At 62.6% G+C, this 25,469-nt stretch carries 21 protein-coding genes and 1 pseudogene; 16 read left to right on the forward strand and 6 right to left on the reverse strand.

Features of this window, described 5'->3' with window-relative positions:
- Positions 1-8: 8 nt before the first annotated feature.
- A complete protein-coding gene (locus GH660_RS16125; protein WP_153147787.1) occupies positions 9-539 on the reverse strand; it encodes a DUF2062 domain-containing protein in 531 nt (176 codons plus the stop codon).
- 23 nt (positions 540-562) lie between these two features.
- Here GH660_RS16125 and GH660_RS16130 point away from each other — a divergent pair, with 23 nt between their 5' ends.
- Both GH660_RS16130 and GH660_RS16135 read left to right on the forward strand, forming a co-directional pair.
- Positions 563-2,896: a DNA internalization-related competence protein ComEC/Rec2 gene (locus tag GH660_RS16130; RefSeq protein WP_153147788.1), complete on the forward strand. Its 2,334-nt coding sequence runs from the start codon at positions 563-565 to the stop codon at positions 2,894-2,896.
- A 146-nt stretch (positions 2,897-3,042) separates the two neighbouring features.
- Entirely contained in the window at positions 3,043-4,506 is a 1,464-nt protein-coding gene (locus GH660_RS16135; RefSeq protein WP_194266342.1) for an OprD family outer membrane porin, read from the forward strand.
- Between the two features lie 67 nt (positions 4,507-4,573).
- On the opposite strand, the gene GH660_RS16140 is transcribed toward GH660_RS16135, so the two are convergent.
- Complete coding sequence (locus tag GH660_RS16140; protein ID WP_153147790.1) at positions 4,574-5,188, reverse strand: hypothetical protein; 615 nt, start codon at positions 5,186-5,188, stop codon at positions 4,574-4,576.
- Positions 5,185-6,168 carry an alpha/beta fold hydrolase gene (locus tag GH660_RS16145; RefSeq protein ID WP_153147791.1) on the reverse strand — a complete coding sequence of 328 codons (984 nt, stop codon included), beginning with the start codon at positions 6,166-6,168 and terminating at the stop codon, positions 5,185-5,187. The genes GH660_RS16140 and GH660_RS16145 overlap by 4 nt, the downstream gene beginning before the upstream one ends.
- Before the next feature lie 130 nt (positions 6,169-6,298).
- Here GH660_RS16145 and GH660_RS16150 point away from each other — a divergent pair, with 130 nt between their 5' ends.
- The 4 genes from GH660_RS16150 (at position 6,299) to GH660_RS16165 (ending at position 13,189) form a co-directional block, all read left to right on the forward strand.
- Positions 6,299-8,836: an alpha/beta hydrolase gene (locus GH660_RS16150; protein WP_194266343.1), complete on the forward strand. Its 2,538-nt coding sequence runs from the start codon at positions 6,299-6,301 to the stop codon at positions 8,834-8,836.
- A gap of 35 nt (positions 8,837-8,871) precedes the next feature.
- Complete coding sequence (locus tag GH660_RS16155; protein WP_153147793.1) at positions 8,872-10,209, forward strand: alpha/beta fold hydrolase; 1,338 nt, start codon at positions 8,872-8,874, stop codon at positions 10,207-10,209.
- Positions 10,210-10,558: 349 nt separating this feature from the next.
- A complete protein-coding gene (locus tag GH660_RS16160) occupies positions 10,559-12,151 on the forward strand; it encodes a TrkA C-terminal domain-containing protein (protein ID WP_153147794.1) in 1,593 nt (530 codons plus the stop codon).
- 39 nt (positions 12,152-12,190) lie between these two features.
- Positions 12,191-13,189 (forward strand): 2-hydroxyacid dehydrogenase, encoded by a 999-nt coding sequence (locus GH660_RS16165; protein ID WP_153147795.1) that lies wholly within the window; start codon positions 12,191-12,193, stop codon positions 13,187-13,189.
- Between the two features lie 59 nt (positions 13,190-13,248).
- Here GH660_RS16165 and GH660_RS16170 read toward each other — a convergent pair whose 3' ends face one another.
- Positions 13,249-14,106 carry an alpha/beta fold hydrolase gene (locus GH660_RS16170; protein ID WP_153147796.1) on the reverse strand — a complete coding sequence of 286 codons (858 nt, stop codon included), beginning with the start codon at positions 14,104-14,106 and terminating at the stop codon, positions 13,249-13,251.
- 82 nt (positions 14,107-14,188) lie between these two features.
- Between GH660_RS16170 and GH660_RS16175 the strand changes: the two genes are divergently transcribed.
- Together GH660_RS16175 and GH660_RS16180 are read left to right on the forward strand one after the other, a co-directional pair.
- Complete coding sequence (locus GH660_RS16175; RefSeq protein WP_153147797.1) at positions 14,189-15,043, forward strand: alpha/beta fold hydrolase; 855 nt, start codon at positions 14,189-14,191, stop codon at positions 15,041-15,043.
- Complete coding sequence (locus tag GH660_RS16180; protein WP_153147798.1) at positions 15,040-15,807, forward strand: alpha/beta fold hydrolase; 768 nt, start codon at positions 15,040-15,042, stop codon at positions 15,805-15,807. The genes GH660_RS16175 and GH660_RS16180 overlap by 4 nt, the downstream gene beginning before the upstream one ends.
- Here GH660_RS16180 and GH660_RS16185 read toward each other — a convergent pair.
- A complete protein-coding gene (locus tag GH660_RS16185; RefSeq protein ID WP_153147799.1) occupies positions 15,747-16,532 on the reverse strand; it encodes a zinc-dependent peptidase in 786 nt (261 codons plus the stop codon). The genes GH660_RS16180 and GH660_RS16185 overlap by 61 nt on opposite strands.
- Positions 16,529-17,425, reverse strand: coding sequence for a DMT family transporter (locus GH660_RS16190; RefSeq protein WP_153147800.1), 897 nt, complete (start codon positions 17,423-17,425; stop codon positions 16,529-16,531). The genes GH660_RS16185 and GH660_RS16190 overlap by 4 nt, the downstream gene beginning before the upstream one ends.
- Before the next feature lie 53 nt (positions 17,426-17,478).
- Here GH660_RS16190 and GH660_RS16195 point away from each other — a divergent pair, with 53 nt between their 5' ends.
- The 8 genes and pseudogenes from GH660_RS16195 to GH660_RS16230 all read left to right on the forward strand — a co-directional run bounded on the left by GH660_RS16195 (position 17,479) and on the right by GH660_RS16230 (position 25,438).
- Positions 17,479-19,701, forward strand: a complete 2,223-nt coding sequence (locus GH660_RS16195; protein WP_153147900.1) for a bifunctional (p)ppGpp synthetase/guanosine-3',5'-bis(diphosphate) 3'-pyrophosphohydrolase — start codon at positions 17,479-17,481, stop codon at positions 19,699-19,701.
- A gap of 42 nt (positions 19,702-19,743) precedes the next feature.
- Complete coding sequence (locus tag GH660_RS16200; RefSeq protein WP_153147801.1) at positions 19,744-19,950, forward strand: DUF5668 domain-containing protein; 207 nt, start codon at positions 19,744-19,746, stop codon at positions 19,948-19,950.
- A gap of 83 nt (positions 19,951-20,033) precedes the next feature.
- On the forward strand, positions 20,034-20,993 hold the full coding sequence (locus GH660_RS16205) for a polysaccharide deacetylase (RefSeq protein ID WP_153147802.1): 960 nt from the start codon (positions 20,034-20,036) through the stop codon (positions 20,991-20,993).
- Positions 20,990-21,928, forward strand: coding sequence for a GNAT family N-acetyltransferase (locus tag GH660_RS16210; protein WP_153147803.1), 939 nt, complete (start codon positions 20,990-20,992; stop codon positions 21,926-21,928). Before GH660_RS16205 ends, GH660_RS16210 begins: the two co-directional genes overlap by 4 nt.
- A 56-nt stretch (positions 21,929-21,984) precedes the next feature.
- Positions 21,985-23,118, forward strand: a complete 1,134-nt coding sequence (locus tag GH660_RS16215; protein WP_153147804.1) for a sugar-transfer associated ATP-grasp domain-containing protein — start codon at positions 21,985-21,987, stop codon at positions 23,116-23,118.
- A gap of 241 nt (positions 23,119-23,359) precedes the next feature.
- Positions 23,360-24,427 carry an ATP-grasp domain-containing protein gene (locus tag GH660_RS16220; RefSeq protein ID WP_153147805.1) on the forward strand — a complete coding sequence of 356 codons (1,068 nt, stop codon included), beginning with the start codon at positions 23,360-23,362 and terminating at the stop codon, positions 24,425-24,427.
- A gap of 99 nt (positions 24,428-24,526) precedes the next feature.
- A pseudogene (locus tag GH660_RS18075) lies at positions 24,527-24,771 on the forward strand (transposase); the annotation flags it as partial.
- Positions 24,772-24,841: 70 nt separating this feature from the next.
- The gene (locus GH660_RS16230; RefSeq protein WP_153147807.1) at positions 24,842-25,438 is read left to right on the forward strand and encodes a GNAT family N-acetyltransferase; all 597 of its coding nucleotides are present in this window, start codon (positions 24,842-24,844) and stop codon (positions 25,436-25,438) included.
- The last annotated feature ends 31 nt before the right edge of the window (positions 25,439-25,469 follow it).

Below are 25,469 nucleotides of genomic sequence, written 5' to 3' on the forward strand. Positions count from 1 at the left end.
GGCCCGCTTCAGCGCCGCGTGCGCTGGCGCCAGGCACGGATCAGGTAGAAGCGCCAGGCCGCCTTGGTCAGGAAATAGCCGGCGACCGCCAGCGTGATGGCGAGCAACACGAGGCCGATGCCGAGCGGCTTGCCGACGCCGAGCATCCAGTGCTGCATGGCCTCGGTCCAGGCGACGAAGCGCGTCATGTCGAAGGCTGGCGGCTCGACGAAGCCGTTGCTGTCGCCGGTCGCCAGGCGGCCGATCTGGTAGGCCAGCACGTACAGCGGGACGATGGTGAAGGGGTTGGTGTAGAGCGTCACCAGCAGTGCCAGCGGCAGGTTGACGCGGAAGACGAGGGCGCAGACGGCGGCGCCGAGCATCTGCAGCGGTCCCGGGATCAGCCCGCAGAACAACCCGGCGGCGACGGCGCCGGCCGCCGAGTGGCGATTGAGGTGCCACAGCCGCGGGTGCAGCAGCGAATTGCGGAACGGCCGCAGCCAGCGGTTATCGTGCACCGCCTCGTGATTCGGCAGGTATTTTTTCAGGTGCTTGCGCATGGTCTCGCCTCTATTATTGCAGGATGCGCCTCAACATTCTCGCCTTCGCTGCCGGCGTCATCGCATTGCAGATGCAGCCGGAACTGCGGCCGGCGTGGCCTTGGGCGCTGGCCGGACTGGCGCTGGTGCTACCGGCGATGCACTGGCACAAGGCCGTGCCGGCGCGCACGTTCGCCGTATTGGGCTGCCTGGTGCTCGGCTTCGCCTGGGCGGCGTGGCGGGCCGACATCCGCCTGGCCGATGCGCTGCCGGCGGCGTGGGAGGGGCGCGATGTCGAGGTGATCGGCGTCGTCGCCGCGCTGCCGCAGGATTTCAGCCAGGGCAGCCGCTTCGAATTTGCCGTTGAAAAGGTGTCGACCGCAACCGCCGTCGTGCCGCGGCGGATCATGCTGTCGTGGTACCAGGGGCAGCGCGACGGCGAGGAGTTCGTGCGCCAGCCGCTGCGCCCCGGTGAGCGCTGGCAATTGACGGTGCGCCTGAAGCGCCCGCACGGCAACGCCAACCCGAACGGCTTCGACTACGAGGCGTGGCTGCTCGAACGCGACATCCGGGCGACCGGCTACGTGCGGCCGGTGCCGCCGCAACGCCTGGCGGACATGGTGTGGCGGCCGGACTATGTGATCGAGCGGCTGCGCCTCGGCGTCCGTGATTCGTTCGCCGCCATGCTGCCGGCCGAAAGCTACCCCTGGGCGGGCATCCTGGTGGCGCTGGCGGTGGGCGACCAGCGGGCGATCCAGGGCGATTTGTGGAACACCTTCAACCGTACCGGGACGACCCACCTGATGTCGATCTCCGGGCTCCACGTGACGATGGTCGCCGCCCTGTTCGCGCTGCTGGTCGGCGCCGTGTGGCGGCGTATCCCGGCGCTCGCCCTGCGCCTGCCGGCGCAGCGGGCGGCGCTGCTGGCCGGCTGTCTGGCGGCGCTCTTTTACGCCTTGCTGGCCGGCTTCGCGGTGCCGGCGCAACGCACGCTCTACATGCTGCTGGTCGCCGCGCTGGCCGCCGGCTCGGGGCGCATCGTTGCGCCCAGCCGCACGCTGTGCCTGGCGCTCGCCGTCGTCCTGCTGATCGACCCTTGGGCGGTGCTGGCTGCCGGCTTCTGGCTGTCATTCGGCGCCGTCGGCGCGCTGCTCTATGTCGGTTCGGCGCTGGTCGGCGCCGGCGAAGGCTGGCGCGCGCGGCTGCGCGCCTGGGGCGTCGTGCAGTGGGCGGCGACGCTGGCCTCGCTGCCGGTCCTGCTGCTCGTCTTCCAGCAGTTCTCGCTGGTCTCGCCGCTGGCCAATGCGGTGGCGATCCCGGTTGTCAGTTTCATCGTCACGCCGCTGGCGCTGCTCGCTGCGGTCATCCCGTGGTGGCCGATCGCCGCGCTGGCGCATGCGGTGCTCGGCTGGCTGATGGTGTTCCTCGACTGGTGCGCGACGTGGCCGGTCTGGCAAGCGCCGGCGCCGCCGCTGTGGGTGGCTGTCGTCGCGACGCTCGGCGTGGCGCTCTGTCTACTGCCGCGCGGCATGCCGGGGCGCTGGGTGAGCGCGGCATTGCTGATGCCGCTGCTGTTCTGGCCGGTCGAGCGGCCGCCCGCGGGCGAGGCCTGGGTGACGGTGCTCGATGTCGGGCAGGGGCTGGCGGCGGTGGTGTGGACCCGCGAGCACACGCTGATCTACGACCCGGGGCCGCTCTACAGCGCCGAATCCGACGCCGGCCAGCGTGTCGTCGTGCCCTATCTGCGCGCGCTCGGCATCGACCGGGTCGACACGCTGGTCGTCACCCACCGCGACAGCGACCATGCCGGCGGGGCGGTGTCGGTGCGCTCGGCGCTGCAGGTCGACAAAGTCTTGTCGTCGACCGGCGAGGCCGGCAGCGAACCATGCCGGGCCGGGCAGCGCTGGGCGTGGGACGGGGTGGCCATGGACGTCCTGCATCCGCTGGCCGACGACTACGACGGGCCGCGCAAGAGCAACAATCTCTCCTGCGTCCTGCGCGTCGAGGCCGGCGGCCGGCGCCTGCTGCTGACCTCAGACATCGAGGCGCGCGACGAGGCGGCGCTGCTCGCCCGTGACCCGGCGCAACTGGCGGCCGACGTGCTGCTGGTGCCGCATCACGGCAGCCGCACGTCGTCGACGCCGGCGTTCATCGCGGCGGTGGGGGCGCAGCATGCCGTGATTCCGGTCGGCTACCGCAACCGCTTCGGGCATCCCAAGGCCGAGGTCGTCGACCGCCACGAGGCAGGTGGCGCCCGGGTCTGGCGGACCGACCGCGATGGCGCGCTGCGCGTGGTGATGGCCGGCGGCGGGCTGACGGTTTCGGCCTGGCGGGACGAGCGTCAACGTTATTGGCAGGCGCACCGGCTGGCGGATTGAATGCCCTGAGCGCGTGTTGCGCAAACGCAAATTTGCAGCAAAATTTGCGTCGACCGTGACACACATAACGCGCGCAGGAGTATCGTGCAATCTGCATGGGATAGTCCATGTGGGTGGCGTCGCACAAAACAACGAGGGGACAATCAATGAAGAAGAGAGCGAGAGGAGGCCGGCAGGCCGGCGTGTTGGGTGGCATTGCCCTGGCATCCATGCTGGCAGCGGGGCCGGTGGCGGCACAGAGCCAGTCGGAGGTTCAGAACGAAGCACCGACGCTGTATGAGGAACCTGCCAAAAGCGGCGTGCCCTTCTGGGACGAAGCCAATATCGGCTACATGTTCCGTACCGCGTCCTTCAATCGTTCGTCGAACGGCGATCCGAGCGCTGGCATAGCGACCTTCAAGCAGGCGGGTGCCGGTGTCGGTGGCTGGTTGTACGGCACGACCGGCGAACTGGCCAATTTCCTCTCCTTCGGCGCGACCTACAATTTCGTCCAGCCGATCTGGTCGCCGGAGCAATATCCGTTCAACTTCATCCTCAAGGACACCAGCCAGTCCGGCTACGGGGTCGTCGGCGAACTCAACGCCCGGTTGCGCTATGAAACCAATACCTTCGTCATCGGGCGTCAGACCATCCGCAACCAGTGGTTCATGGATGGCGTCTACCGCTTCTTCAACAAGCTCGACCAGAGCATGGTCGGCCCGCGCGACATCCGCGGCATGCAGTGGCTGACCTATGAGGCGGCGACCCTCCAGGGCCGGGTGCTGAACGACTCCCTGCGCTACTACGCCGGCTATGTGACGAGTGTCAAGCAGGTCAACGACGACAAGTTCCGCAACCTGTATCAAGGTGGTTGGAATGTCTTCCAGTATCCTTCCGCCAGCCGCGAGGGCGATAGCGACGGCATGGCCTACATCGGCATGAACTGGAAGCCGACCAACGACAACATGATCTCGGCGTCGTACCACAACGTGCAGAACATGCTGAACATGGTCTATCTCGATTACGACCATGTATTCCGCATGGAAGAGGGCAAGTACTTCCGGATCGGCGCCCAGTGGATGTACCAGGAGTCGAACGGCCAGAGCCTGATGCGCGGGGTCAACGGAAGCACCGGGCCGAGTTTTAATACCAACTACGGCGGCATCTATCTCGAAGCGCGGCCGGTAAAGTGGTGGATTCCCTATGCCATGGCCGGTCTGACTTCGGACCACAACCAGATCTACTCGCCATTCTCCATTGGCCCGTCCTACTTGATCCAGCGCGTTGGCGAGAACTCGCGGGCGGGCGAGCGTACCTGGATTCTCGGCACGGTCTTCGATTTCTCGACTTTTGGCGCGCCGGGACTGTCGTTCGATATCACCTACGGCCAGCGTACCAATCGCAACGTGGACGGAAATCCCAACCTGCCGGTTGCCGACTGGGACGAAATGGCCACCGACCTGATCTACATTTTCCCGCAGGACGGCTTCTTCAAGAACCTGCGTGCCCGGGCACGCTACGCCAAGGTCTGGCAGAAGGGCGATAACTGGACTGGGAGTTCCATTCAGTACGCCGATTCCACGACCAACGACGTGCGCTTCGACGTCCAGCTGAACATCCCGTTCAAGTAAGCGGTGACAGTCAGGTAACGAAAAGGCGGCCGAATTGGCCGCCTTTTTTGTGTCGACCGCAACCGGGTCAGGGCGCGGCCAGCCAGGTCAGGAATTCGCCGAAGACGCCGTCGACGAGTTCCTGATCCTGTTCCACCAGGGCTTCGCGTTCCTCGATCGGGATTTCGGTGCCGATATTCTTCAGCAGGCGGATCTGCGTCTGCAGCATGCGCCCGTTTTCCGTTTCGATGCGCTGCAGGGCGACGACGAAGGGATCGAGCGGATCCGCCTTGTCGGGAATGACCGGCAGCAGGCGGATGCGCGCCAGCTGGGCGTGGCCGAGCGAGATGCCGCGGTAGGCCGCCTGCGGATTCAGCATCGGTCCAGGCGGCAGCATGATCTGACCCCAGGCCAGCATCAGCGGCGCGACGATCCGGCTGCCTTCCATGGCCAGCGCCGGGTCCTTGGACCAGTGTGTCGTCCGGCTCAGCAGCGTGACGGCCTCTAGCTCGCGCGAATACTGCGAGAGGATGAACTGCTGGACGACGTTGAGGTTCTGCATCCACTGCACGCCAGAGTGGAACATCAGGTTGCCGTTCTTGGCCGTGCACACCAGCAGGGTGATCTTGGTCTGGATTTCCGGCGTGAAGCCGGCGGCGGCGATGCGGTCGCGCGCCTTGTCGTAGAGTGCGGGATCGATCATGGGGTTTTCTTCCTCGTGGGAGCCTTGCGGCGGGCGGGGGCTTGGGCGGCGGGCGGGACGGTGGCCGCTTGCGCTTGCACGGCGCGCATCCAGTCGCCGGCGCAGGGCAGCCATTGCACTTCGGCGGCCGGGTCGTCGGCGGCGATCCACACGCTCTGGTCGCCCTGCCAGGTTTTCGTGCCGACCTGTTCGAGGAAGATCTCGAGCTGGCGCATGGTGACCGCCGGCATTTCCAGCGTGAAGGCATGATAGGCGCGCTGGACGATCAGCAGGCGCGAGTTCTTCACCTTGCTGCGGATGACCTCGTGGCATTCGCGCGGCGTGAAGAAGTCGAATTCGCCGTTCATGATCAGGGTCGGCACCTTGATCTTGTGCAGGTTCGGCGTCAGCGGCTCGAACTCGACGAAGGACTCCATCAGGTTCTGCATCGCATAGCCGTCGTTGCCGATGTAGCCGGCGCGCTTCATCGCCGGGATGCGTTCGCGGTTGGCGGCGATCCACGCCGAACTCATGTTCATCGGGTAGAGCATGCTCTGCAGGTAGGGCAGGCCTACCTCGGCCAGGCCCTGCAGCATTACGGCGCCGAGCAGGCCGAGTTGCGGGGTCAGCTCGGCGAAGGTGCTCATCGCCGTCAGGCTGTGCAGGCGATGCCCGTAGCGAATTGCGAAATCGAGGCCGACGATGCCGCCGAAGGAGATGCTGGCGAGATGCGTCTTCTCGATGTCCAGCTGCTCCAGCAGGTGGTCGAGCAGGTCGGCATGCATGGCCAGCTTGATGTCGATGACCGGCTTCGACGAACGCCCCTGGCCGAGCATGTCGTAGGCCAGAACGCGGTAGCCGCGCGGCACGAAATAATCGGCGTAGCTCTTCCAGAGGTTGGCATTCTGGGTCAGGCCATTGAGGAAGGTGATGACCGGCCGGCCCGCTTCGCCGGTCAATTCGTAATGCACCTGATGGTGGCCGTACTGGGTCGTTGGCATGGCGCTCCCCGTGAGGAAATGCAGCTGAAAAAAGACATTGACCGGCTATTCAATGCGACTATTATGATAGCTCCGGTAGCGCAGTGACATGACCGGCGAAACAAAAATTCCAACAATGGAGGATCAAGACATGACAAGTAGCCCGCTGGGTTGCCGTGCTGTCGTGAACTGGCTGGCGTCGTTGTTGCTGACGCTTTCGCTGGTCTGCATGGCGCATGCTCAACAAGCCGTCACCGAACGTTCGGCCGTCGCCGCGCTGGACAAGCTGAAGCAGACCTACGAGGTCCGCAACTTCCGCATCGGCGGCAAGTACGACCTGGCCAATCCCAAGGCCTGGGAGAACGGCGGCGAAGGCGGCACGATCCTCGAATCGCTCGGCGCCGGTCCGGCGAAGACCGCCTACATCGCTGTCGGCACGCCCAAGCGCAACGAGAAGGGCGAAATCGTCAATGCCATCGTGATCAGCACCTTCTTCTCCGGCGACGCGACCGCGATGTACAACAGCTGGTATGCCGGCCAGTCCGGCAACGGCTTCGCCGGCGGTGCGCTGGTCGGCCCCGGGCAGATGTTCGACACCAACCGCTTCTATGTCGTCTTCCTCGACGGCCTCGGCCTGTGGGGCGCGTCCAAGCCATCGGACGGGCTGGCCCGCAAGTTCCCAGTCTACAGCTACTACGACATGGTGCACCTGAACTACCGCCTGCTGCGCGATCACCTCAAGATCGGCCAGGTGGTGCTGGCCACCGGCGTCTCGATGGGCGGCACCCAGTCGTATTACTGGGGCCTGATGTATCCCGATTTCGTCAAGGCGGTGATGCCGATCGGCGGCGCCTCGGCGACCGACGGCACCGGCGGGCAGATCGCCGCGTGGACCTTCCAGCTGGCCAAGGCGTCGCTGGAATCCGACCCGGTCTGGATCGAAACCAAGGCGGACTACTACAAGCTGCCCAAGGACAAGCACCCGAACCAGGGCGTCGAGTTCCACTGGTCGCAACTGCTGCTCACCGGCTTCGACCTGAACTTCCGCCAGTCGCTCGGCTGGGACGAGGTTTCCAAGGAAGTGTTCACCTGGAAGGAAGACCCGCGCCTGGGCAAGAACATCGGCACCACCCTCAAGCGGATGGCGGGGCAGTTCGATGCGGTCGACCTGTGGTACCGCGATACCGTCGGCGAACTCCACAACATCGACAAGTTGCTGCCGGGCATGAAGTCGCGCACCCTGGTCGTGCACGTCGATAACGACCTGTGGCTGATGGGCAGCGATGCGCGCAAGGCTTCCGAGGAAATCCCGGGCGGCCTGTATGCCGGCTTCAGCGACCCGATCGCCCACTACGCCGTCTTCAAGGCGCCGAACGTGCTGAAGAACAACCAGACCTTCAGCGCCTTCATGCGTTCGACCGGCATCATGAACCAGGCAGAACAGGGCATCGTCTGCGAGGCGAAGAACTATCGCCGGCCGCGCATCAACATGAACCCGGATCCGAAGAAGTCGTTCTGGAAGGACGAAATGGTTTCGCCGTTCCCGGTCAAGTACGCCAACGCCAAGGATCGCAACGGCGTCGATTGGCAGATCGGCTATATGGACGAGTACTGCGGCAAGCAGAGCAACCCGCCGACCCTGGTCGTCGTCCACGGCAAGGGTGCCTTCGGCGCGCACTACGGCAACCTCATCAAGTACGCCGTCGAGCGCGGCTTCCGCGTCATCGCGCCCGACATGCCGCTGGCCGGCACCTCGGGCCCGGGCAACCTCGACAAGCCGCAGGCACGAACGCTGGACGACATCCGCGACGCCTTCCATTCATTGGTGGTCGGCAAGCTGGGCGTACAGAAAGCCTATTACTACGGCCACTCGCAGGGCGGGCAGACGGTGCTCGGCTATGCCCTGCGCTACCCGAACGCGGTGCAGGGCCTGATTCTCGAAGGTCCGGCCGGCCTCGAGGAGTATCCGAAGAACTTCAAGCTGGGTGACAAGGAACTGCCGATCTGCGACAAGGCGATCGGCCGCGACCTGAACCGCTGGCAAGCCGCCTGGGGTCCGTTCGGCCTGGTCGAGTCCGAACTGAAGCGCACGCAGCAGCAGGTGCGCGACTTCTTCTACTGGCAGAAGCGCGACGCCGCCGGCAATGCCGTGCCCGCGCCGGCCGGCTATTTCATCAACGACACCCAGTACTCGCGGCTGCACACCGACCAGCGGATCGCGATGATCACGGGCAACCGGCGTGAGTTCGAGCAGTGGGCCTTCCTGTTCCACTACGACACCTTCTCGATGTGCTCGGAAAACGCGCGCGAGGACGGGAACTCACTGTACAAGCGTCTGCCACACATCAAGGCGCCGATCTTCCTGGCTTTCGGCGCCCTCGAACCGTTCATCCCGAGTACCGCGCTGAACGGGCTGACCGACAAGTCGAAACAGGTCATCATTCCCTTCGTCGAGCGCATGACCGCCGCGGGCAACCCGCCGGTCGTCAAGATCTACCCGGGGGTCGGGCACTTCATCCATACCGACGTGCCGCTCGAATTCGCCCGCGACACGGTCAGCTTCATGAAGACCCGCCATGTCGATGCGGTGACGCCCGAGGTGATCGACTCGCTGATCAATGGCGCCAAGCCGATGGCCGCCGCCGCGCCTGCCGCCGGGGGCGACAAGCCTGCCGGCCTGGCCAAGTGAGGTGCGCCATGAAAACGAACATGAGGAAAGCTGACGTGAAAAAGCAAATCGTTGCCTTGGCGCTGGCTGCCGTTTTCGCGCTGCCGGGCGCCGCTCTGGCGGCCGAGGCGGGCAAGTTCCCGCTGACGCCGAATTCGTTGGTAATGGCGCAGGACCAGCACAAGCGCTATTACGAAATCTCCAATTTCCGCATCGGCGGCAAGTACAACCTCGATGCCGATCCGGAAACCTGGCGCAATGGCGGCGAGGGCGGCACCACCCTCGAATCGCTGGGCGCCGGGCCGCTCAAGGTCGCCTACATCGCGGTCGGCACGCCGAAGCGCAACGACCGCGGCGAGATCATCAACGCCATCGTGGTCAACACCTTCTATTCGGGCGATTCGACCTTCATGTACAACACCTGGTACGCGGGGCAGCCGGCCAATGCCTTTTCCGGTGGCGCGGTCGTCGGTCCCGGCCTGTCCATCGACACCAACCGCTACTACGTGGTCTTTCTCGACGCGATCGGCCTGTGGGGCGCTTCCAAGCCGTCGGAAGGGCTGGGACGCAAGTTCCCGAGCTACAGCTATTTCGACATGGTGCAGGCCAATTACCGCCTGTTGCGCGACCACCTGAAGGTTGCCCAGGTCGAGTTGGCGACCGGTGTCTCGATGGGGGCCACGCAGAGCTGGGTGTGGGGCGTGATGCATTCGCCGAGCGGCTTCGTCAAGGCGATCATGCCGATCGGCGGGACGACCGCCTCCGACGGCGACGATCCGATCGGCGCGTGGACCTTCCTGCTGGCGCAGGCGGCGATCGAAAGCGACCCGGTGTGGCGCAAGACGAACGGCAACTACTACGACCTGCCGGTCGACCAGCATCCCAAGCGCGGCCTGCAGTTCATGTGGTCACGCCTGCAGCTGACCGGGCTGACTTTCCCGGTACGTTCGGCGACGCCGTGGGACAAGATCGAGCGCGAGGTCTTCTATTGGGAGCCGACGGGCAACCAGAACGCGACCTGGATCGCCCGGACCAAGACCGAGGATCCGGTCGACTACTGGTACCGCAACGATGCCGGCTTCAACTACAACATCAACAAGGATCTGAAGCGGATCAAGGCGCGGACGCTGGTGGTGCATGTCGACAATGACATGTGGCTGATGGTCGAGAATGCCAGAAAGGCGGCCAAGGAGGTCAACGGCGCCGCGTTCGCCAGCTTCCCGGATGCGACGGCGCACTATGGCGTGTTCAAGGCGCCGAACGTGCTCAAGGACACGATCAAGTCCTTCGTCGACAATACCTTCACCACCAGCCTGCCGGGCATTGCCGGAGCGAGCGGCGGTGGCGGTGGGGCCAAGGCGTCGGCCGAGAAGCCGGCGGGACTGGCGAAGTAAGGCGGTCGTAACCGATGCAAGGCCGCCTGCGGGCGGCCTTGCCATTTTGTGCCGGGTATCGGCGATGGATCACGGCTCCCGCGAAGCGAGTCCGGGTCCAAGGCCGATCGGTGAGGGCGAGGCCGATCGCGCAACCTCATGGCTGGAAGAGCATCGCGCACCCTGACCGACACGTCGAATTGCCGCATGTTGCGACCGTTTTCCCGCAGTCGTTTTTGTCATTTTTTGTCGGTCGACCGCAGCAGGAAGGGCCTATACTGGTCGTAGTCAATGCTGGGTTTCCCGAGCGCCCGGGAAGTGGTAGGCAGCGGGGAATCCGCATCTTAAATAGCCATGCCAAGGGGGTGATATGGAACAGGTCAGAATACTGCTTGAATCCCAGCCGCTGTTGACGCTGTTTCTTACGGTGGCGCTCGGCTATCTGGTCGGGGAAATCAACATCAAGGGATTTTCCCTCGGCTCGGGGGCAGTTCTCTTCGTCGGCCTGGCGGTCGGCGGCTTCGCGCCCAAGGCGGCGCCGCCAGCCTTGCTCGGCACCCTCGGCCTGTTGCTCTTCCTCTACGGTGTCGGCATCCAGTACGGCGCCCAGTTCTTCAAGGGCCTGACCAGTCCGGAGGGGATCAAGGCCAACGTTTCCGCCTTTCTCGGCGTCCTCGGCGCCGGCTGCGTCGCGCTGGCGCTGGTGCCGCTGGCCGGCGTCAGGCTCGACGAGGCGCTCGGCATGTTCGCCGGCTCGGGAACCAGCACTGCGACGCTGCAGGCGATCATCGCGGCGCTGAAGAGCGACGGCGCCGCGGTCGGCTACTCGGTGGCCTACCCGTTCGGCGTCGCCGGGCCCATCCTCTGCATCTATGCGCTCAACGCCATCCTCAAGCCGAAGATCGCGCAGCCCCCCAATCAGGTCATCGAGCTGGCCGAGATCGCGCTGCACAGTTCCGAGTTCGTCGGCAAGCGCCTGTCGGTGCTGGCCGCCAAGTTGCCGGCCGGCGTCGCGATCGCCGCGATCCGTCGCGAGCACCACAACCAGTTGCCGTCGGACAACCTCGTGCTGCGCGACGACGACGTCCTGCTCGCCACGAGCACCAGTCCGGATGCCCTCAGGAAGGCCGCTGCCCTGTTCGGCGAACTGCAGCCGGGGCGCATGACCAGCCACCGCGAGGATCTCGACTACCAGCGCGTCTTCGCATCGAGCAAGGCGGTGGTCGGTCTGGCGCTCGGCGACCTCCGTTTCCCCGAGGGCGTGACTGCATCCATCGTCCAGGTTCGCCGCGGCGACGCGGACATGTTGCCCAATCCCGAGTTGATCCTCGAATTCGGCGACCGCGTCGGCCTGCTGGTGAACCGCAAGGATGTCAAGGCGATGCGCAAGTTCTTCGGCGACTCGATCAAGGGCACTGCCGAGTTGAGCTTCATCTCGATCGGCATCGGCGCCGCGCTCGGGCTGGGCCTCGGCCTCATCCCGATCGTCATTCCCGGCGTCGGCAAGCTGACGCTCGGCCTCGCTGCGCTGCTGCTGCTCGCGCTCTGGCTCGGCAAGGCGCGGCGCACCGGTCCGTTCGTGTGGACCATGCCGCTGTCGGCCAACCTCGTGCTGCGCAACTTCGGCCTGACCATCTTCCTGGCCCAGGTCGGCATCGCTTCGGGGCCCAAGTTCTTCGCCACCGTCGGGGCGCAGGGGATCACCTTCCTCGCCTACGGGGCGCTGATCCTGCTGGCGCTGGTGCTGATCACCGGCGCGCTGGCGCTCTGGGTGTTCCGCCTGCCCTTCGATACCACCGCCGGTGTTATCAGTGGCGCCACCGGCAACCCCGCCATCCTCGCCTTCGCCGGGCGCGTCGCGCCGACCGACAAGCCCGACATCGGCTACGCGATGATCTTCCCGTCGATGACGGTGGCAAAGATACTTTTCGTTCAGGTCGCCGCGGCGCTGCTCGGTGGCTGACCTTCGTATGCCCATAACGACAACATCTGGAGAGAAGACATGAAAATTGCCGTTTTCAGCGCCAAGCGCTACGACCGCGAATACCTCGATGCCGTCAACGTCGCCGCGGGGCATACGCTCAAGTACCACGAAGCGCCGCTCGACCTCGATACCGTCCATCTGGCCGCCGGTTACGCGGCAGTCTGCATCTTCGTCAATGACAAGGCCGATGCCGAGGTGCTGGCGCAACTGAAGGCCGGCGGTACGGGGCTGGTCGCCCTGCGCTGCACGGGCTTCAACAACGTCGACCTGAAGGCCGCCGCACAGCTCGGCCTCAAGGTCGTGCGCGTGACCGATTACTCGCCGTACTCGGTCGCCGAACACGCCGTTGCGTTGCTGCTGGCGATCAACCGCAAGATCCATCGCGCCTACAACCGCACCCGCGACTCGAATTTTGCGCTCGATGGTTTGATGGGCTTCGACCTGCATGGCAAGTCGGTCGCGGTGATCGGCACCGGCAAGATCGGCCGGGTGTTCGCGAAGATCATGGTCGGTTTCGGCTGCAACGTGATCGGCTACGACAAGTATCCGTCCGAGGAATTCGTGGCCCTCGGCGGCCATTACGCGGTGCCGGGCGAGATCGGTCGCGACGCCGACATCGTCTCGCTGCATGCGCCGCTGACGCCGGAGACCTACCACATCATCAACGCCGACACGATCGCCCGCGCCAAGCGCGGTGCGCTGCTGATCAACACCAGTCGCGGCGGCCTGGTCGATACCGAGGCGGTGATCGAGGGTCTGAAGAGCGGCCAGATCGGCGGCTTCGCGGCCGACGTCTACGAGCAGGAGGCGGGGATTTTCTTCCGCGACTTGTCCAGTGTCGTCGTCACTGACGACGTGCTGCAGCGGCTGATCTCCTTCCCCAACGTGATCATCACCGGCCATCAGGCCTTCTTTACGCGGGAAGCGATCACGACGATCTGCGAGACGACGCTGAAGAGCGCGACCGAGTTCGCCGCCGGCCAGCCGTTGACCAACGAGATCGCTGCCGGCGGCTGAGGGTCGCCACGCCGAAAAAAGAGGGCAGCCCGCGGGCTGCCCTCTTCATTGGCGGCGTTTCAGCCGCGGAAGTAGTCGCCGAAGACGCGCGCGAACAGCAAGGGCTGTTCGAGGTTCATCGAGTGCCCGACGTAGGGGAAGATTTCGAGCCGGGCGTTCGGCAATTTGTCCACCATGACGTCCATGTGCTCGCGCGGAATCCAGTAGTCCATCTTGCCGAACAGGATGAGGTGTTCGTGCGCCATCTCCGGCATGCGGCGGGCGAGTGTGCCGGCGTCCCATTCCAGCCCCAGATTGTGCGGCGTGCCGAACCAGATGCCGTCGGACAGCACGCGGGTGCGCTCGATGATCTTCTTGAACAGGTCGCGCTGCGCGCTGCTCGTCGCATCGGCGAACTGCGGCATCTGGCCGGCGACCATGGTCTCGGGGCGGAACAGGGTCGGCGCGGCGCTGGCCAGGCCGGCGAAGCAGACGTCGGGATCGGTCTTCATCGCCGTGATCACGCCGACCTGGCTGGAGTTCATCTGCAGGCCGAGCGGGCTGACCGGATCGAGCATCAGCACCTTGCCGAAGCGCTCGGGCGCCATGGTCAGCATGTGCGAAATGATGATGCCGCCGGTCGAGTGGCCATAGAGATGGCATTTCCCGATATCCAGTGCATCCATCAGGGCGAGGTGGTCGCGCGCATGGACTTCCATCGTGTAGTTGGAGTAGTCGGGCGCCGGCTCCGGCTTGTCGGAATCGCCGCAACCGCGCCATTCGGCGGCGATGACGCGGATGTTGTCGGGCAGCAGCGGCATGGCGAGGTCGAGCCAGTTGGCGCAGCCGAGATTGCCATGCACGGCGAGGACGACGTTGTCGCCGCTGCCGTGCTCGATATAGTTCAGGGAAATGTCTCCGACCTGGATGCGCGGCATATTTTTATCCTCCATGATGGGTTCATGCATTATAGATTGCTCCCGCCGGAAGGTGCTACATTGCACGGCGAGGAGGAAGGACATGGATTTCAGACTGCGCAGCGTCCAGTGTGCCGGGCCGTCCGGCCTGCATCGCATGGCTTATACGGAGTGGGGCGACCCGCGTAATCCGCAGGTGCTGGTCTGCGTGCATGCGCTGACCCGCAACTGCCGCGATTTCGATTTTCTGGCCCGGGCGCTGGCGACGCATTACCGCGTCGTCTGCCCGGACATCGCCGGGCGCGGCCTGAGCGACTGGCTCAAGGATCCGGCCGGCTACGTGATTCCAAACTACGTGGCCGACGTCGTCACGCTGATCGCCCGTCTGGACGTCGAGCACGTGGACTGGGTCGGCATCTCGATGGGTGGGCTGATCGGCATGGCGCTGGCCAGCATGGACAATACGCCGGTGCGTCGCCTGGTGCTCAGCGACGTCGGCCCCGAGATCACGTCCGAGTCGATCGCGCGCATCGCCGCCTATGTCGGCACCGACCCGCGCTGGCCCAGCTTCGAGGCGGCGCTTGCCTACATCCGCACGGTCAGCGCGCCGTTCGGTGCCCTCGACGATGCGCAGTGGCACCACCTGACCGAGCACAGCATCATCCGCGACGCCGACGGCAGCTGGCGCTTCCGCTACGATCCGCGCGTTTCCGAACCCTTCAAGGCGGCCTTTTCCGGCGAGCCGATCGACCTCTGGCCGTATTACGAGCGCGTGCGCTGCCCGACCTTGGTCGTGCGCGGCGCCGAATCCGACCTGCTGACGCGCGCAACGTGGGAGCAGATGGGCAGCCGCGGTCCACGCGCAAAACTGGCCGAAATTCCCGGCGTCGGCCATGCGCCGCTGTTCCTGACCGACGACCAGGTCGCCGTCGCCCGCGATTTCCTGCTGACGCCATGAAACATCTCGTCGTCGACGGCCTGCGCCTCGAATATCTCGATTACCCGGCGCATCGCCACGGCCTGCCGACCATCCTGATGCTGCACGAAGGGCTCGGCTGCATCGCCATGTGGCGGCATTTTCCCGAACGCGTGGCGGCGGTGACCGGCTGCCGGGTGATCGTCTGGTCGCGCGCCGGCTACGGCCATTCGCAGCCCTATGGCGAGCCGCGCACGCCACGCTACATGCACCGCGAGGCGCTGGAGGCGCTGCCGGCGCTGCTGGCCGAAATCGGGGTCGCGCGCCCGCTGCTGTTCGGGCACAGCGACGGCGGCAGCATCGCGCTGATCTTCGCCGGCGCCTTTCCCGAGGTGCCGCTGGGCGTGATCGTCATGGCGCCGCATGAATTCGTCGAGGAAGAAACGCTGACCGGCATTTTGGCCGCCCGCGAGGCGTGGACCGCAACCGACCTGCCGCAGAAGCTGGGGCGCTACCACGCCGATGTCGATCGTGTGTTCGCCGACTGGAACGACACCTGGCTGTCGCCCGCCTTCCGCGACTGGAACATCGAGGAATACCTGCCGGCGATCCGCTGCCCGGTGCTGGCGATCCAGGGTGAGGACGATGAGTACGCGACGATGCGCCAGATCGAGGTCATCGCCGAACAGGTGGCGGGCACCACGCTGCTCAAGCTGCCCCAGTGCGGCCACTCGCCGCACCGCGATCAGCCGGCGGCGGTGCTCGGGGCGGTCGATGCCTTCGTCAGGCGGCTCAGCGGGTCCTGACGGTAATAGGTGCGTAGCAGCGCATAGAGGGCGGGGTATTCGCGGTCGACCACGTCGGGCAGTTCGAAGAAGTTTTCCGACAGCACGGCGAAGAATTCGGCCGGGTCGTCGCTGGCGTAGGGGTCGATGATGGTTTCCTCGCCGCTGTCGACGCGGCGGCAGAAATCGTCGTAGGCGGGGAGGAAGACCTCGTTCCAGGCCGCCGCCGTCAGTCCGGAGTGCAGCGCCGGCATGCCGTCGGCCTCGCCGTTGAGCATGTCGAGCTTGTGCGCGAATTCGTGGATGACGACGTTGTAGCCGGCGCCGGCCATCTGCGCGTCGTGCCAGGAAACGATCAGCGGTCCGCCTTCCCATGCCTCGCCGGAGAGCACGTCGTCGTATTCATGGACGACGCCGTCCTCGTCCTCGACGCGGCGTGGTACGACGAATTCGTCGGGATAGACGACGATGCCGACCCAGTCGCGGTAGCCGGCGAGGCCGAGTTCGAGAACCGGCAGGCAGCCCTGGGCGGCGATCGCGACGCAGATCTCGTCGCTCAGTTCGAGGCCGCCGACAGCGCTGAATTCCTTTTCCGCCAGGAACTGCTCGACCAGGGTTTTGAGCCTTTTTTTCTCGTCGACCGCAAGCATGTCGAGGGAGGGCAGGGCGCCCAGGGTGCGCACCCACAAGTCATCGGGAACGGCCGAGCGACGGCGACCGCCGAACCAGTCGCGGAGGGCCATCATTTCCTCATCGTCAGCCAGATCCCGGTGAAGATCAGGCCGATGCCGAGGTAGTGGTACCAGTGCGGGATCTCGGCCAGGAAGATGGCCGAGAGCAGCGTGCCGAACACCGGCATCAGGTGGATGAACAGGCTGGCCTTGTTGGCGCCGACTTCGGCGACGCCGCGGTTGTAGAAGATGTAGCCGAGGAAGCTGGGGAAGATGCCGACATAGGCGAGCGAGGCGAGCGAAGCGATGCTTACGTTGATCTGCCGGCCCTGCATCATCTCCCAGGCGTAGGCGGGGGCCAGGGTGGCGAGGCCGACGGCAGTCATCGCCGCCAGCATCAGCATCGGGTGCACGCCGGCAGGGCGCCAGGCGAGGCCGACGGTATAGATGGCCCAGACCAGCACGGCGCCGAGCATCCAGACGTCGCCGGCGTTGAGGTTGAGGTGGGCGAGCACGGCGGGGTCGCCGCGCGCGATGATGGTCAGCGCGCCGCACAGCGAGACGACGACGCCGAGCCCTTCGAGGCGGCGCAGGTGCTTGCCGAGAAAGGCCCAGGAAATGGCGATGGTGGCGACCGGGATGAAGGAGTTGAGCAGCACCGCGTTGGTCGCCGAGGTGTATTGCAGGGCGATGTAGGCGAAGGTGTTGTAGCCGCCGACGCCGAGCACGCCGAGGATTACGACCGGCTTCCAGCCGCCGCGCAGCAACGGCCACTGGGCCTTGAAATGGGGCAGGGCGAGCGGCAGCACGCAGGCGAAGGCGATCGCCCAGCGCCAGAAGGCGAGCGCCAGCGGCGGCACGTCGGCGCGGATGCCGCGTCCGAGGACCATGTTGCCGGACCAGAAGAGGACGGTCAGGGTCAGCAGCAGGTAGGGATTGGTATGGAAATGGGTCTTTTTCTCGGACATGCCGTGAATTATGCCTCAGCAGGTTGGGCATGCTCAGACGGTATAATTCCACCATGGTTTCCGTCGTTCATTCCGTCGCTGCGCAAAGCGACTTCGACCAGTTTTTCGTGACGCTCGCCGAAGGCCTCGACGCCGACGAGACGGCTGCGCTGAAGGCGGCCGTCGCCTACGCCTGGGAGGTGTACGGCGATGCCATGCTCGGTAGTGGCGAACGTATCTGGTCGCATGCGCTGGGCATGGCGGTGATCATCGCCGGGCTCAAGCTCGACGTCGAATCGCGCATGGCGGCGCTCCTGTTCGCCGTGCCGGCGCACGACGAGAACGGCATCGTGCGCATCGAGGAGCGCTTCGGCAAGCCGGCAGCGCACCTGGTTAATGGCATTTCCCGGCTCAACCGCCTGCGGCCGATCACCAAGGGCTTCGTCGCCGCCAACATCGAGGGCGGCGAAGTCAATCCGGCCGAGATGAAGGCGCAGATCGAAGTGCTGCGCAAGATGCTGCTGGCCATGGTCGAGGATATCCGCGTCGTCCTGCTGCGCCTCGCCAGCCGCACCCAGACCCTGCGCTTCTACGCTGTCCACCAGGACGACCTGCGCGTCCAGGTCGCCCGCGAGACGCTGGAACTCTACTCGCCGCTGGCTAACCGGCTCGGCGTCTGGGAGCTGAAATGGGAGCTGGAGGATCTTTCCTTCCGCTTCCTGCACCCCGAGACCTACAAGAAGATCGCCGGCATGCTCGACGAGAAGCGCCGCGAGCGCGAGCAGTTCATCGCCGACGCCGTGGCCCGGGTACGCGAGGAACTGGCGGCGGCCGGCGTTGCCAACGCCGAGGTTTACGGCCGTCCAAAGCACATCTACAGCATCTGGAACAAGATGCGCAAGAAGGGCGTCGAGTTCTCGGAGGTGTACGACATCCGCGCCCTGCGCATCATCGTCGACGACCTCAAGGACTGCTACACCGCGCTCGGCATCGTGCATAACCTGTGGTCGCCGATTTCCAAGGAATTCGACGATTACATCTCGAATCCCAAGGGCAACTACTACCGCTCGCTGCATACCGCGGTGCGCTGCCCGGACGGGCGCAGCCTGGAAATCCAGATCCGCACCTGGGAGATGCACAAGCACGCCGAACTCGGCGTCGCCGCGCACTGGCGCTACAAGGAAGGCACCAAGCGCAGCGCCGAGGACAACTACGACGAGAAGATCGCCTGGTTGCGCCAGCTGCTGACCTGGAAGGAGGAAGTCGCCGACAGCTCGGACTGGATCAACCATTACAAGCAGGCGGCGCTCGACGAGACGCTCTATGTCATCACCCCGCAGGGCAAGGTGGTCGACCTGCCGCAGGGGGCGACGCCGGTCGATTTCGCCTACCGCGTGCACACCGACCTCGGCCATCGTTGCCGCGGCGCCAAGGTCAACGGCCAACTCGTGCCGCTCAACACGCCGCTGGAGACCGGGCAGCGGGTCGAGATCATCACCGCCAAGGTGGGCGGCCCGTCGCGCGACTGGCTGAACCCGACGCTCAACTACATCCACACCAAGAGCGCGCGGGTCAAGGTGCGGGCCTGGTTTGCCAACCTGGCGCTCGAGGAAACGCTGTCCGAAGGGCGGGCGCTGATCGCCAAGGAACTGCAGCGCGCCGGGCAGACCGGCGCCAACATCGACGAACTCGCCCACAAGCTCGGCTTTTCGCGCGCCGACGACCTCTACATTGCGGCGGCGCGCGGCGACCTCAACCAGCGCCACTTCCAGTCGGTGGCGCGCGGCGGCGACCTGCTCGCCGAAACCCAGTTGCCGGACGCGGTACAGACCCGGCCGAGCAAGCCGGTCGCCGGCAACCAGGGTATCCTGATCGTCGGCGTCGACAAGCTGCTGACCCAGCTGGCGCGCTGTTGCAAGCCGGCGCCGCCGGACGAGATCCAGGGCTTCGTCACGCGCGGCAAGGGGATCTCGATCCACCGCATGGACTGCCCCAATTTCGCCAACCTGGCCGCCCTGCATCCCGAGCGCGTCATCGAGACCGATTGGGGGCTGCAGACCACCGGCGTCTTCGCCGCCGACATCGTGGTCGATGCCCACGACCGCCAGGGCCTGTTGCGCGACATTTCGGAAATTTTCGCCAAGGAAAAGCTTAACGTCATCGGCGTCAATACCCAGTCCAAGCAGGGCAAGGCGCACATGGGCTTCACCGTCGAAATCACCAACCTGCAGCAACTGCAGCGCACGCTGACGCTGATCCACGATGTCGAAGGCGTGGTCGGCGTGCGCCGGGCCTGATCGGCGAATGCTGCGGTCGACGTCCGAAAACAGGGGAAATCGATGAAGGGAAATTTCATGTCCGTGGCGCTGATCGTCATCGGCGCCATCGCGCTGGCGGTCAATCTCGACCTGATCGAATTCGATCTCGTTGCCCTGCTGCGCAAGTGGTGGCCGCTGGCGCTGATCGCCCTTGGTACGGCGCTGTTCTTCACGCCGGACGACGGTCGGCGCAAGGGTTCCGGATCGTCAGCCCATGGCGGTGATTGAGCATGGATTGGCGTTCATTCAATTCTTTTCATCCGCAATTGGTTTTGCCAGGGGTGCTCACCCCTTTGCGAAGGTCCGTTTAAATGCTTGACGTATTTTTCTCGGTCGACGTCGAGGTCTGGTGCGATGGCTGGGACAATCTCGACGAGAAGTTTCCTGAAGCCTTCAGACGCTACGTCTACGGGCCGACTGCGCATGGAGATTACGCGCTTCCGTACACGTTGAGGGTGCTTGAGGATCATGGACTGACTGGGGTCTTCTTCGTCGAACCGCTCTTCTCGACGCGATTCGGTAGCCAACCGTTGCAGGAAATCGTCGGTTTATTGCGTGAGGGAAAGCAGGAAATCCAACTGCATTTGCATCCTGAATGGGTGGATGAATCCATCGAACCCCTGTTGGAAAATATCGAGGGCAAGCGGCAGCACCTTCGTTATTACACGCGCAGCGAACAGGAGATTCTCGTTGCTGCCGGCAAGCGCCTGATAGCGGAGGCGGGCGGTGGCGAATGTGCAGCATTCCGGGCCGGCAGTTTCGGCTTCAATCGGGATACGTTGACCGCGCTGGTAGCAAATGGCATTCGTTTTGACAGTAGCTACAACGCCACGATATTCGGCCTCGACAGTGGTGTGGGTCCGGGCCAGGTGTTGGTGGATGCATTCGAGTGCGACGGCATCTGCGAGTATCCCATGACCGTCTATGACGACGGTACGGCCTTGCGCCATGCCCAGTTGACTGCCTGCTCGCATCGCGAGATGGAGGGCTTGCTTTGGCAGGCGCTGGAAACCGGACGACGGTCGTTCATGATCCTTTCTCACAATTTCGAGTTGCTGAACACGACCAGGGATCGCCCGGACGATGTGGTGGTTTCCCGTTTTCGTCAGCTCTGCGCCTTCCTTGATCGCAACCGTGATTCTTTCAACTTGCGCGGCTTCGAGGGTTTGACCCCTGATCTGGCTACGCTGCAGCCGGCACCCTTGAAATCCCCAGTCTGGAAAACTGCCATGAGAATGATGGAACAAGCCGGTCGCCGGAGGTTCCGATGAACGGGAGCGCCTGCCGGGATTACGCGCTAAAGTATCAACTCAGCGACTGGACCCTGTTCAGTGCGACGTTTCCCTTGCAGATGGCGTCGGTAAAGGTGGCCGAGCGCCTGGTTCCGGTGAGGGAGCCTGTGCCGCCTGCCGATCCTCTGGCGCCAGGGAGCCAGGGCTATCTGGTGCGTGCGCTGCCGGTTGCCGAAGCACTGTCGCCGATCGGGGTGGCGGGCGATTACCTGCGCTACGTCCAGCTCCAGTATCGGCATTGCGTTATCGATTTCCGATCGTCGTTCGAGGACTATCAGAAAAAATTCTCCTCCAAGACCCGGTCGACGATCAATCGCAAAGTCAGGAAATACGCCGAGCATGCGGGTGGCGCGCTGTCCTGGAAAACCTACCGGACGGTCGATGAGCTCCGGGAGTTTCTTCCGCTGGCGCGTGAGGTGGCGAGGAAAACTTACCAGGAAAAGCTCCTCGACGCCGGCATCCCGGAGAGCGAATGGTTTGTCCGCGAAATGGAGTCGCTGGCGTCACAGGATCAGGTCCGGGCATACATCCTGTTCGACCGTGAACGCCCCGTTTCGTATCTCTATTGTCCGATCGACGATGGAACGCTGATCTATGCCTATCTAGGGTACGACCCCGACTACATGAAATTGTCGGTCGGCACCGTACTGCAATGGCTTGCAGTCGAGCAGATGTTCGGCGAGGGCCGTTTCCGCTATTTCGATTTCACAGAGGGTGAATCCGACCACAAGCGCCTTTTTGCCACGCACGAAACGTTATGCGCCAATGTGCTGTTTCTGAAAAATACATTTAAAAACAGGATTCTTGCGCATAGTCATTGGTGGACAGGACGTTTTTCGGGATGGCTTGGCGATACGCTGGAAAGATTCGGTGTCAAGGCCAAAGTTAAAAAAATCCTTCGTTTCAACCGCTAATCATCACTCGGCGACAGATTCGAAGCTGCAATGAATACTCGATGAGATAACCTGAAATGAGTTCTCAAACCCAAAGCTTTTGGGGCCGTCTCGGCGCCACCGTCGGAAAGGCCAAGTTGGCCGCTGAGATTATCGGGCAAGCCCGCAAGCATTATGGTGGCAGCTATATTTCCACCGGCTTGCGCTTTCTCGACATGTATGCGCGACGATTCTCACCATTGGAAATGGTTGAACTGGATCTACTGAACGTTTCCAAAACCCGGGGCGACATTGCTGAAGTGATCAGCAAGGAAAATATGATTCAGCTCCAGCAAAGCTTCAATCCCGTCGAACTGACGAACCAGACCGAGAACAAGCTGGATTTCGAGCGACTTTGTGCAGATGCCGGCTTGCCAAGCGCCAGGACAGTTGCGGTAGTTAGAACCAGTCCCCGGGTCAGCGTCTCCATGAACCGAGAAGAGATTGGAGGCGGGGACGTAATCAATGCCCTCGCAGCAAGATTGCCGCCAGGGGATTATGTGATCAAACCGCGCGACGGTGCCCTCGGTCGGGGCGTCCTCGTTTTTTCCTGTGGTGATACCAGCCCGGAGCATGTGGGCGAAACGTTGAAGACGCATCTGGATCGGCATGGCGATTTCGACTCATGGCTGGTTCAGCCGAAGCTGGTCAATCACAAGGAGGTGACCCGGATCAGTCCTTCGCCGGCGTTGCAGACGGTGCGTCTGGTTACGTATGTCGCCGACGCTGGTGACGTAAGAATATTGCTTGTGGGCTGGCGTCTGGCTGATGCAAAGGCTGAATTCGAGGCGGAATACTCTAACTTCGGCGGGACAGCAAATAACAATGTTTTTTGTTTGATTGATCCGATTGATGGAACGGTGCGGAGATGTTTCATGAAAAGTCGCCACCCCTTTGGCTTTGGATTGCATGAGATCGAGAAGCATCCGACCACTGGCCTGAGTTTGAGGGGCGTGCAACCGCCGATGTGGAATGAGATCATGGACCTCGGCAAGAAGGCGGCATTGGCCTTTCTTCCGTCGCGATGCCTCGGGTGGGACATCGCAGTGACCTCCGTCGGGCCGGTCCTGATCGAAGCCAACCGTTACTGGGATCCGCACAACGAGGATTCTTCAGAGATGCAGCGGGTAGTTCGTTACTTGCGGGCGGAGCGTGCCAGGGTCAGTTCGTAGTTTGTTGGTGGCGACCGACAGGCGTCCGAATTCGGTATTTCATAATGTTGGGAAATGAAATAAAAAATTGCGGTTGTTGGTCATATTAATAGGGAAATTTATAGGGCATTCGTTAGATGATGAATGCATGATCTGGGTTCAGGAGAACGATAAGGAAGTTCCTTCGTTTTTGGCGCTAATTATTTATAACGCAAAAATTGGTGGCGATCATGCGCTCCATTTTTCCGTCGAGGATTTATAAGTGAAGAAAAAGGCATTGGTTTTAGTGGACGATGAAGTCCTGGCTTTAAAGGGAATTTATGCGCTGAAAAACTCCGGTTACAAGGTTAGTGTTTTGACCAAAAAAGAATCCGTTGCTTTGAAGCATTGTCGTTGTGTTAGTTCTTTTTGTTTGCTCCCCGCAGAGATATCGAATCATGCCCTTCTGGAGAAGATTCGTTCATATCGCGCCGATATTATATTCCCAGCGGACATTGATTCCGCCGGGCAGCTATATGAATTGTCCCTGCTCGAACCGAATTTGCCATTTTTTCCATGTAGCTCTGGCGAGTTGCTGGATGCCTTGGATAACAAGAATAGCTTTGTTTCGCTATTGGAAAGCCATGGAATAAAATGTCCAAAATCCGTCTTGTTGTTTCCGCCATTTTCGGAGAGTGATAAGACTCTGGAAGAAATAGGCTTTCCACTTGTTGCAAAAGATCTGTATGGAGAATGCGGACGTGGTGTTAGCTTTATTAACTCCAGGGAGGAATTCGACCGTTATATTGCAGGTGAGGTGTCCCATGGCAGGAACGATCCCGTTCAAATTCAGGAATTTATCGTTGGCGAAATTTTTGGATTGAATATATGTGCGGTGAACGGTGTTATCTGTTCCTGGAGTGTCTATAAAAAACTGGATGAAGATACCATATTGTTTATGGATCGATTCGATATATGCAGCGCCATTTCCAAGCTGATAAGTGATCTGAAATATTCAGGGTTGGCAAATTTTGATTTGATGGTTTCAAAAGATGGTGTTTATTTTATTGAATGCAACCCCAGGGTGTGGTACACGATTCAGGCAGATCGCTTCCTTGGATTGAATCATATTGAGGTTGGGATATCGAACAGGGTTTCTCCCGTTGAAGCGGGAAATACGGCGAAAATTACAGGAACCTACGTTTTTCCAAAAAAATCATTAAAAATGCTGATTAACCCGATGAGCGTCTGGAAACTCAACTATCCGTCATTGCGTGGTGCCCTCGAGGTTGTGTCTGACCCGGTCATGCAGTTGACAAAAATCTTCAGGGAGTCTTTTGGAAAGTATTAAACCTGAAATAAAACAGCCGAAAAAATATATTATGCTGCTAATTCGTTTCCAGTTTTTTCTGCTGAACGCATTGTGATCAATGTGATGCGGAGTTGAATCATGAAATCCTTGGCGATTGATTTTCTGGCATGGCAGATCCGCTTTGGAACGGAAGAGACGTGCAGGGAGGCCTTGCCCGCCAGCAATGGCCGGAAGGATTTCGCTATCCGCGTTGCGGCCACGACCATAGCCAAGAATGTTCGAGCTGCCATTACCAAGCCCCGTTGATGGTGTGCGCGTTGTTTCACTCGACCAGTCTGCTCCTGACCAAGTGGTTTTTGGCTATTTTCCTGATGGCATTGGACATGCGACGTCAGAATATTACTTCCGGTATGGCGAGCGGGCGCTCGAACCGGGTGTTTCGACGCTGAACACATGAAGACGGCTGTTGCGGCGCTTGGCAAAGCATTGATTCGTACTCTTGGCGTTGAGTATTGCTGTTTTCGCGTATTTTCTCTGGATCTGGACTCCCTACCAGAGCCCCCTACGCTTCCCCAGGGCTATCGTTGTGCCGAAGTCACCGGTGACGAGGTTCGTGAGGCGAGGCAACCGACGATACAAAGTGAGGCTTGGTATTCCGGAGAGGACGCGCTGGGCTTTGGCGTGTTTTTTGGGTCTGAGTTGGTGGCGCTTCAGTGGATTTGGTTCGGTGAGGGCTATCGCCGCAGGCGGAACTTCTGGCCGCTTGAGCGAAACGAGGCCAAGTCGGTGGAACTTGTCACGGCCCCCGAACACCGGGGTTTGGGTCTGGCGACTTGCCTCAAGCAGTTCAGCGCGCGGCAACTCGCGGCAAGGGGCTTCGTCCGGGTGTATAGCCGGATCTGGTGGAATAACTGGCCATCAATTCGCGTCAGCGAAAAGGCCGGCTGGAAGGCAGTTGCGCTCGTCGTCGAGTTGAAGACGCCATTGCGTTCGCGCCCCTTCCGATTCCAGTGGCGCCTTGGGTCGACGTCTGCACGCAACCCGGCATAAGCCCGGACGTATCTGAGCCTGCGTCTGGCTC

Origin of the sequence: Dechloromonas sp. H13 (assembly GCF_009469615.1) — a bacterium.
In the GTDB taxonomy this organism is placed as follows: domain Bacteria; phylum Pseudomonadota; class Gammaproteobacteria; order Burkholderiales; family Rhodocyclaceae; genus Azonexus.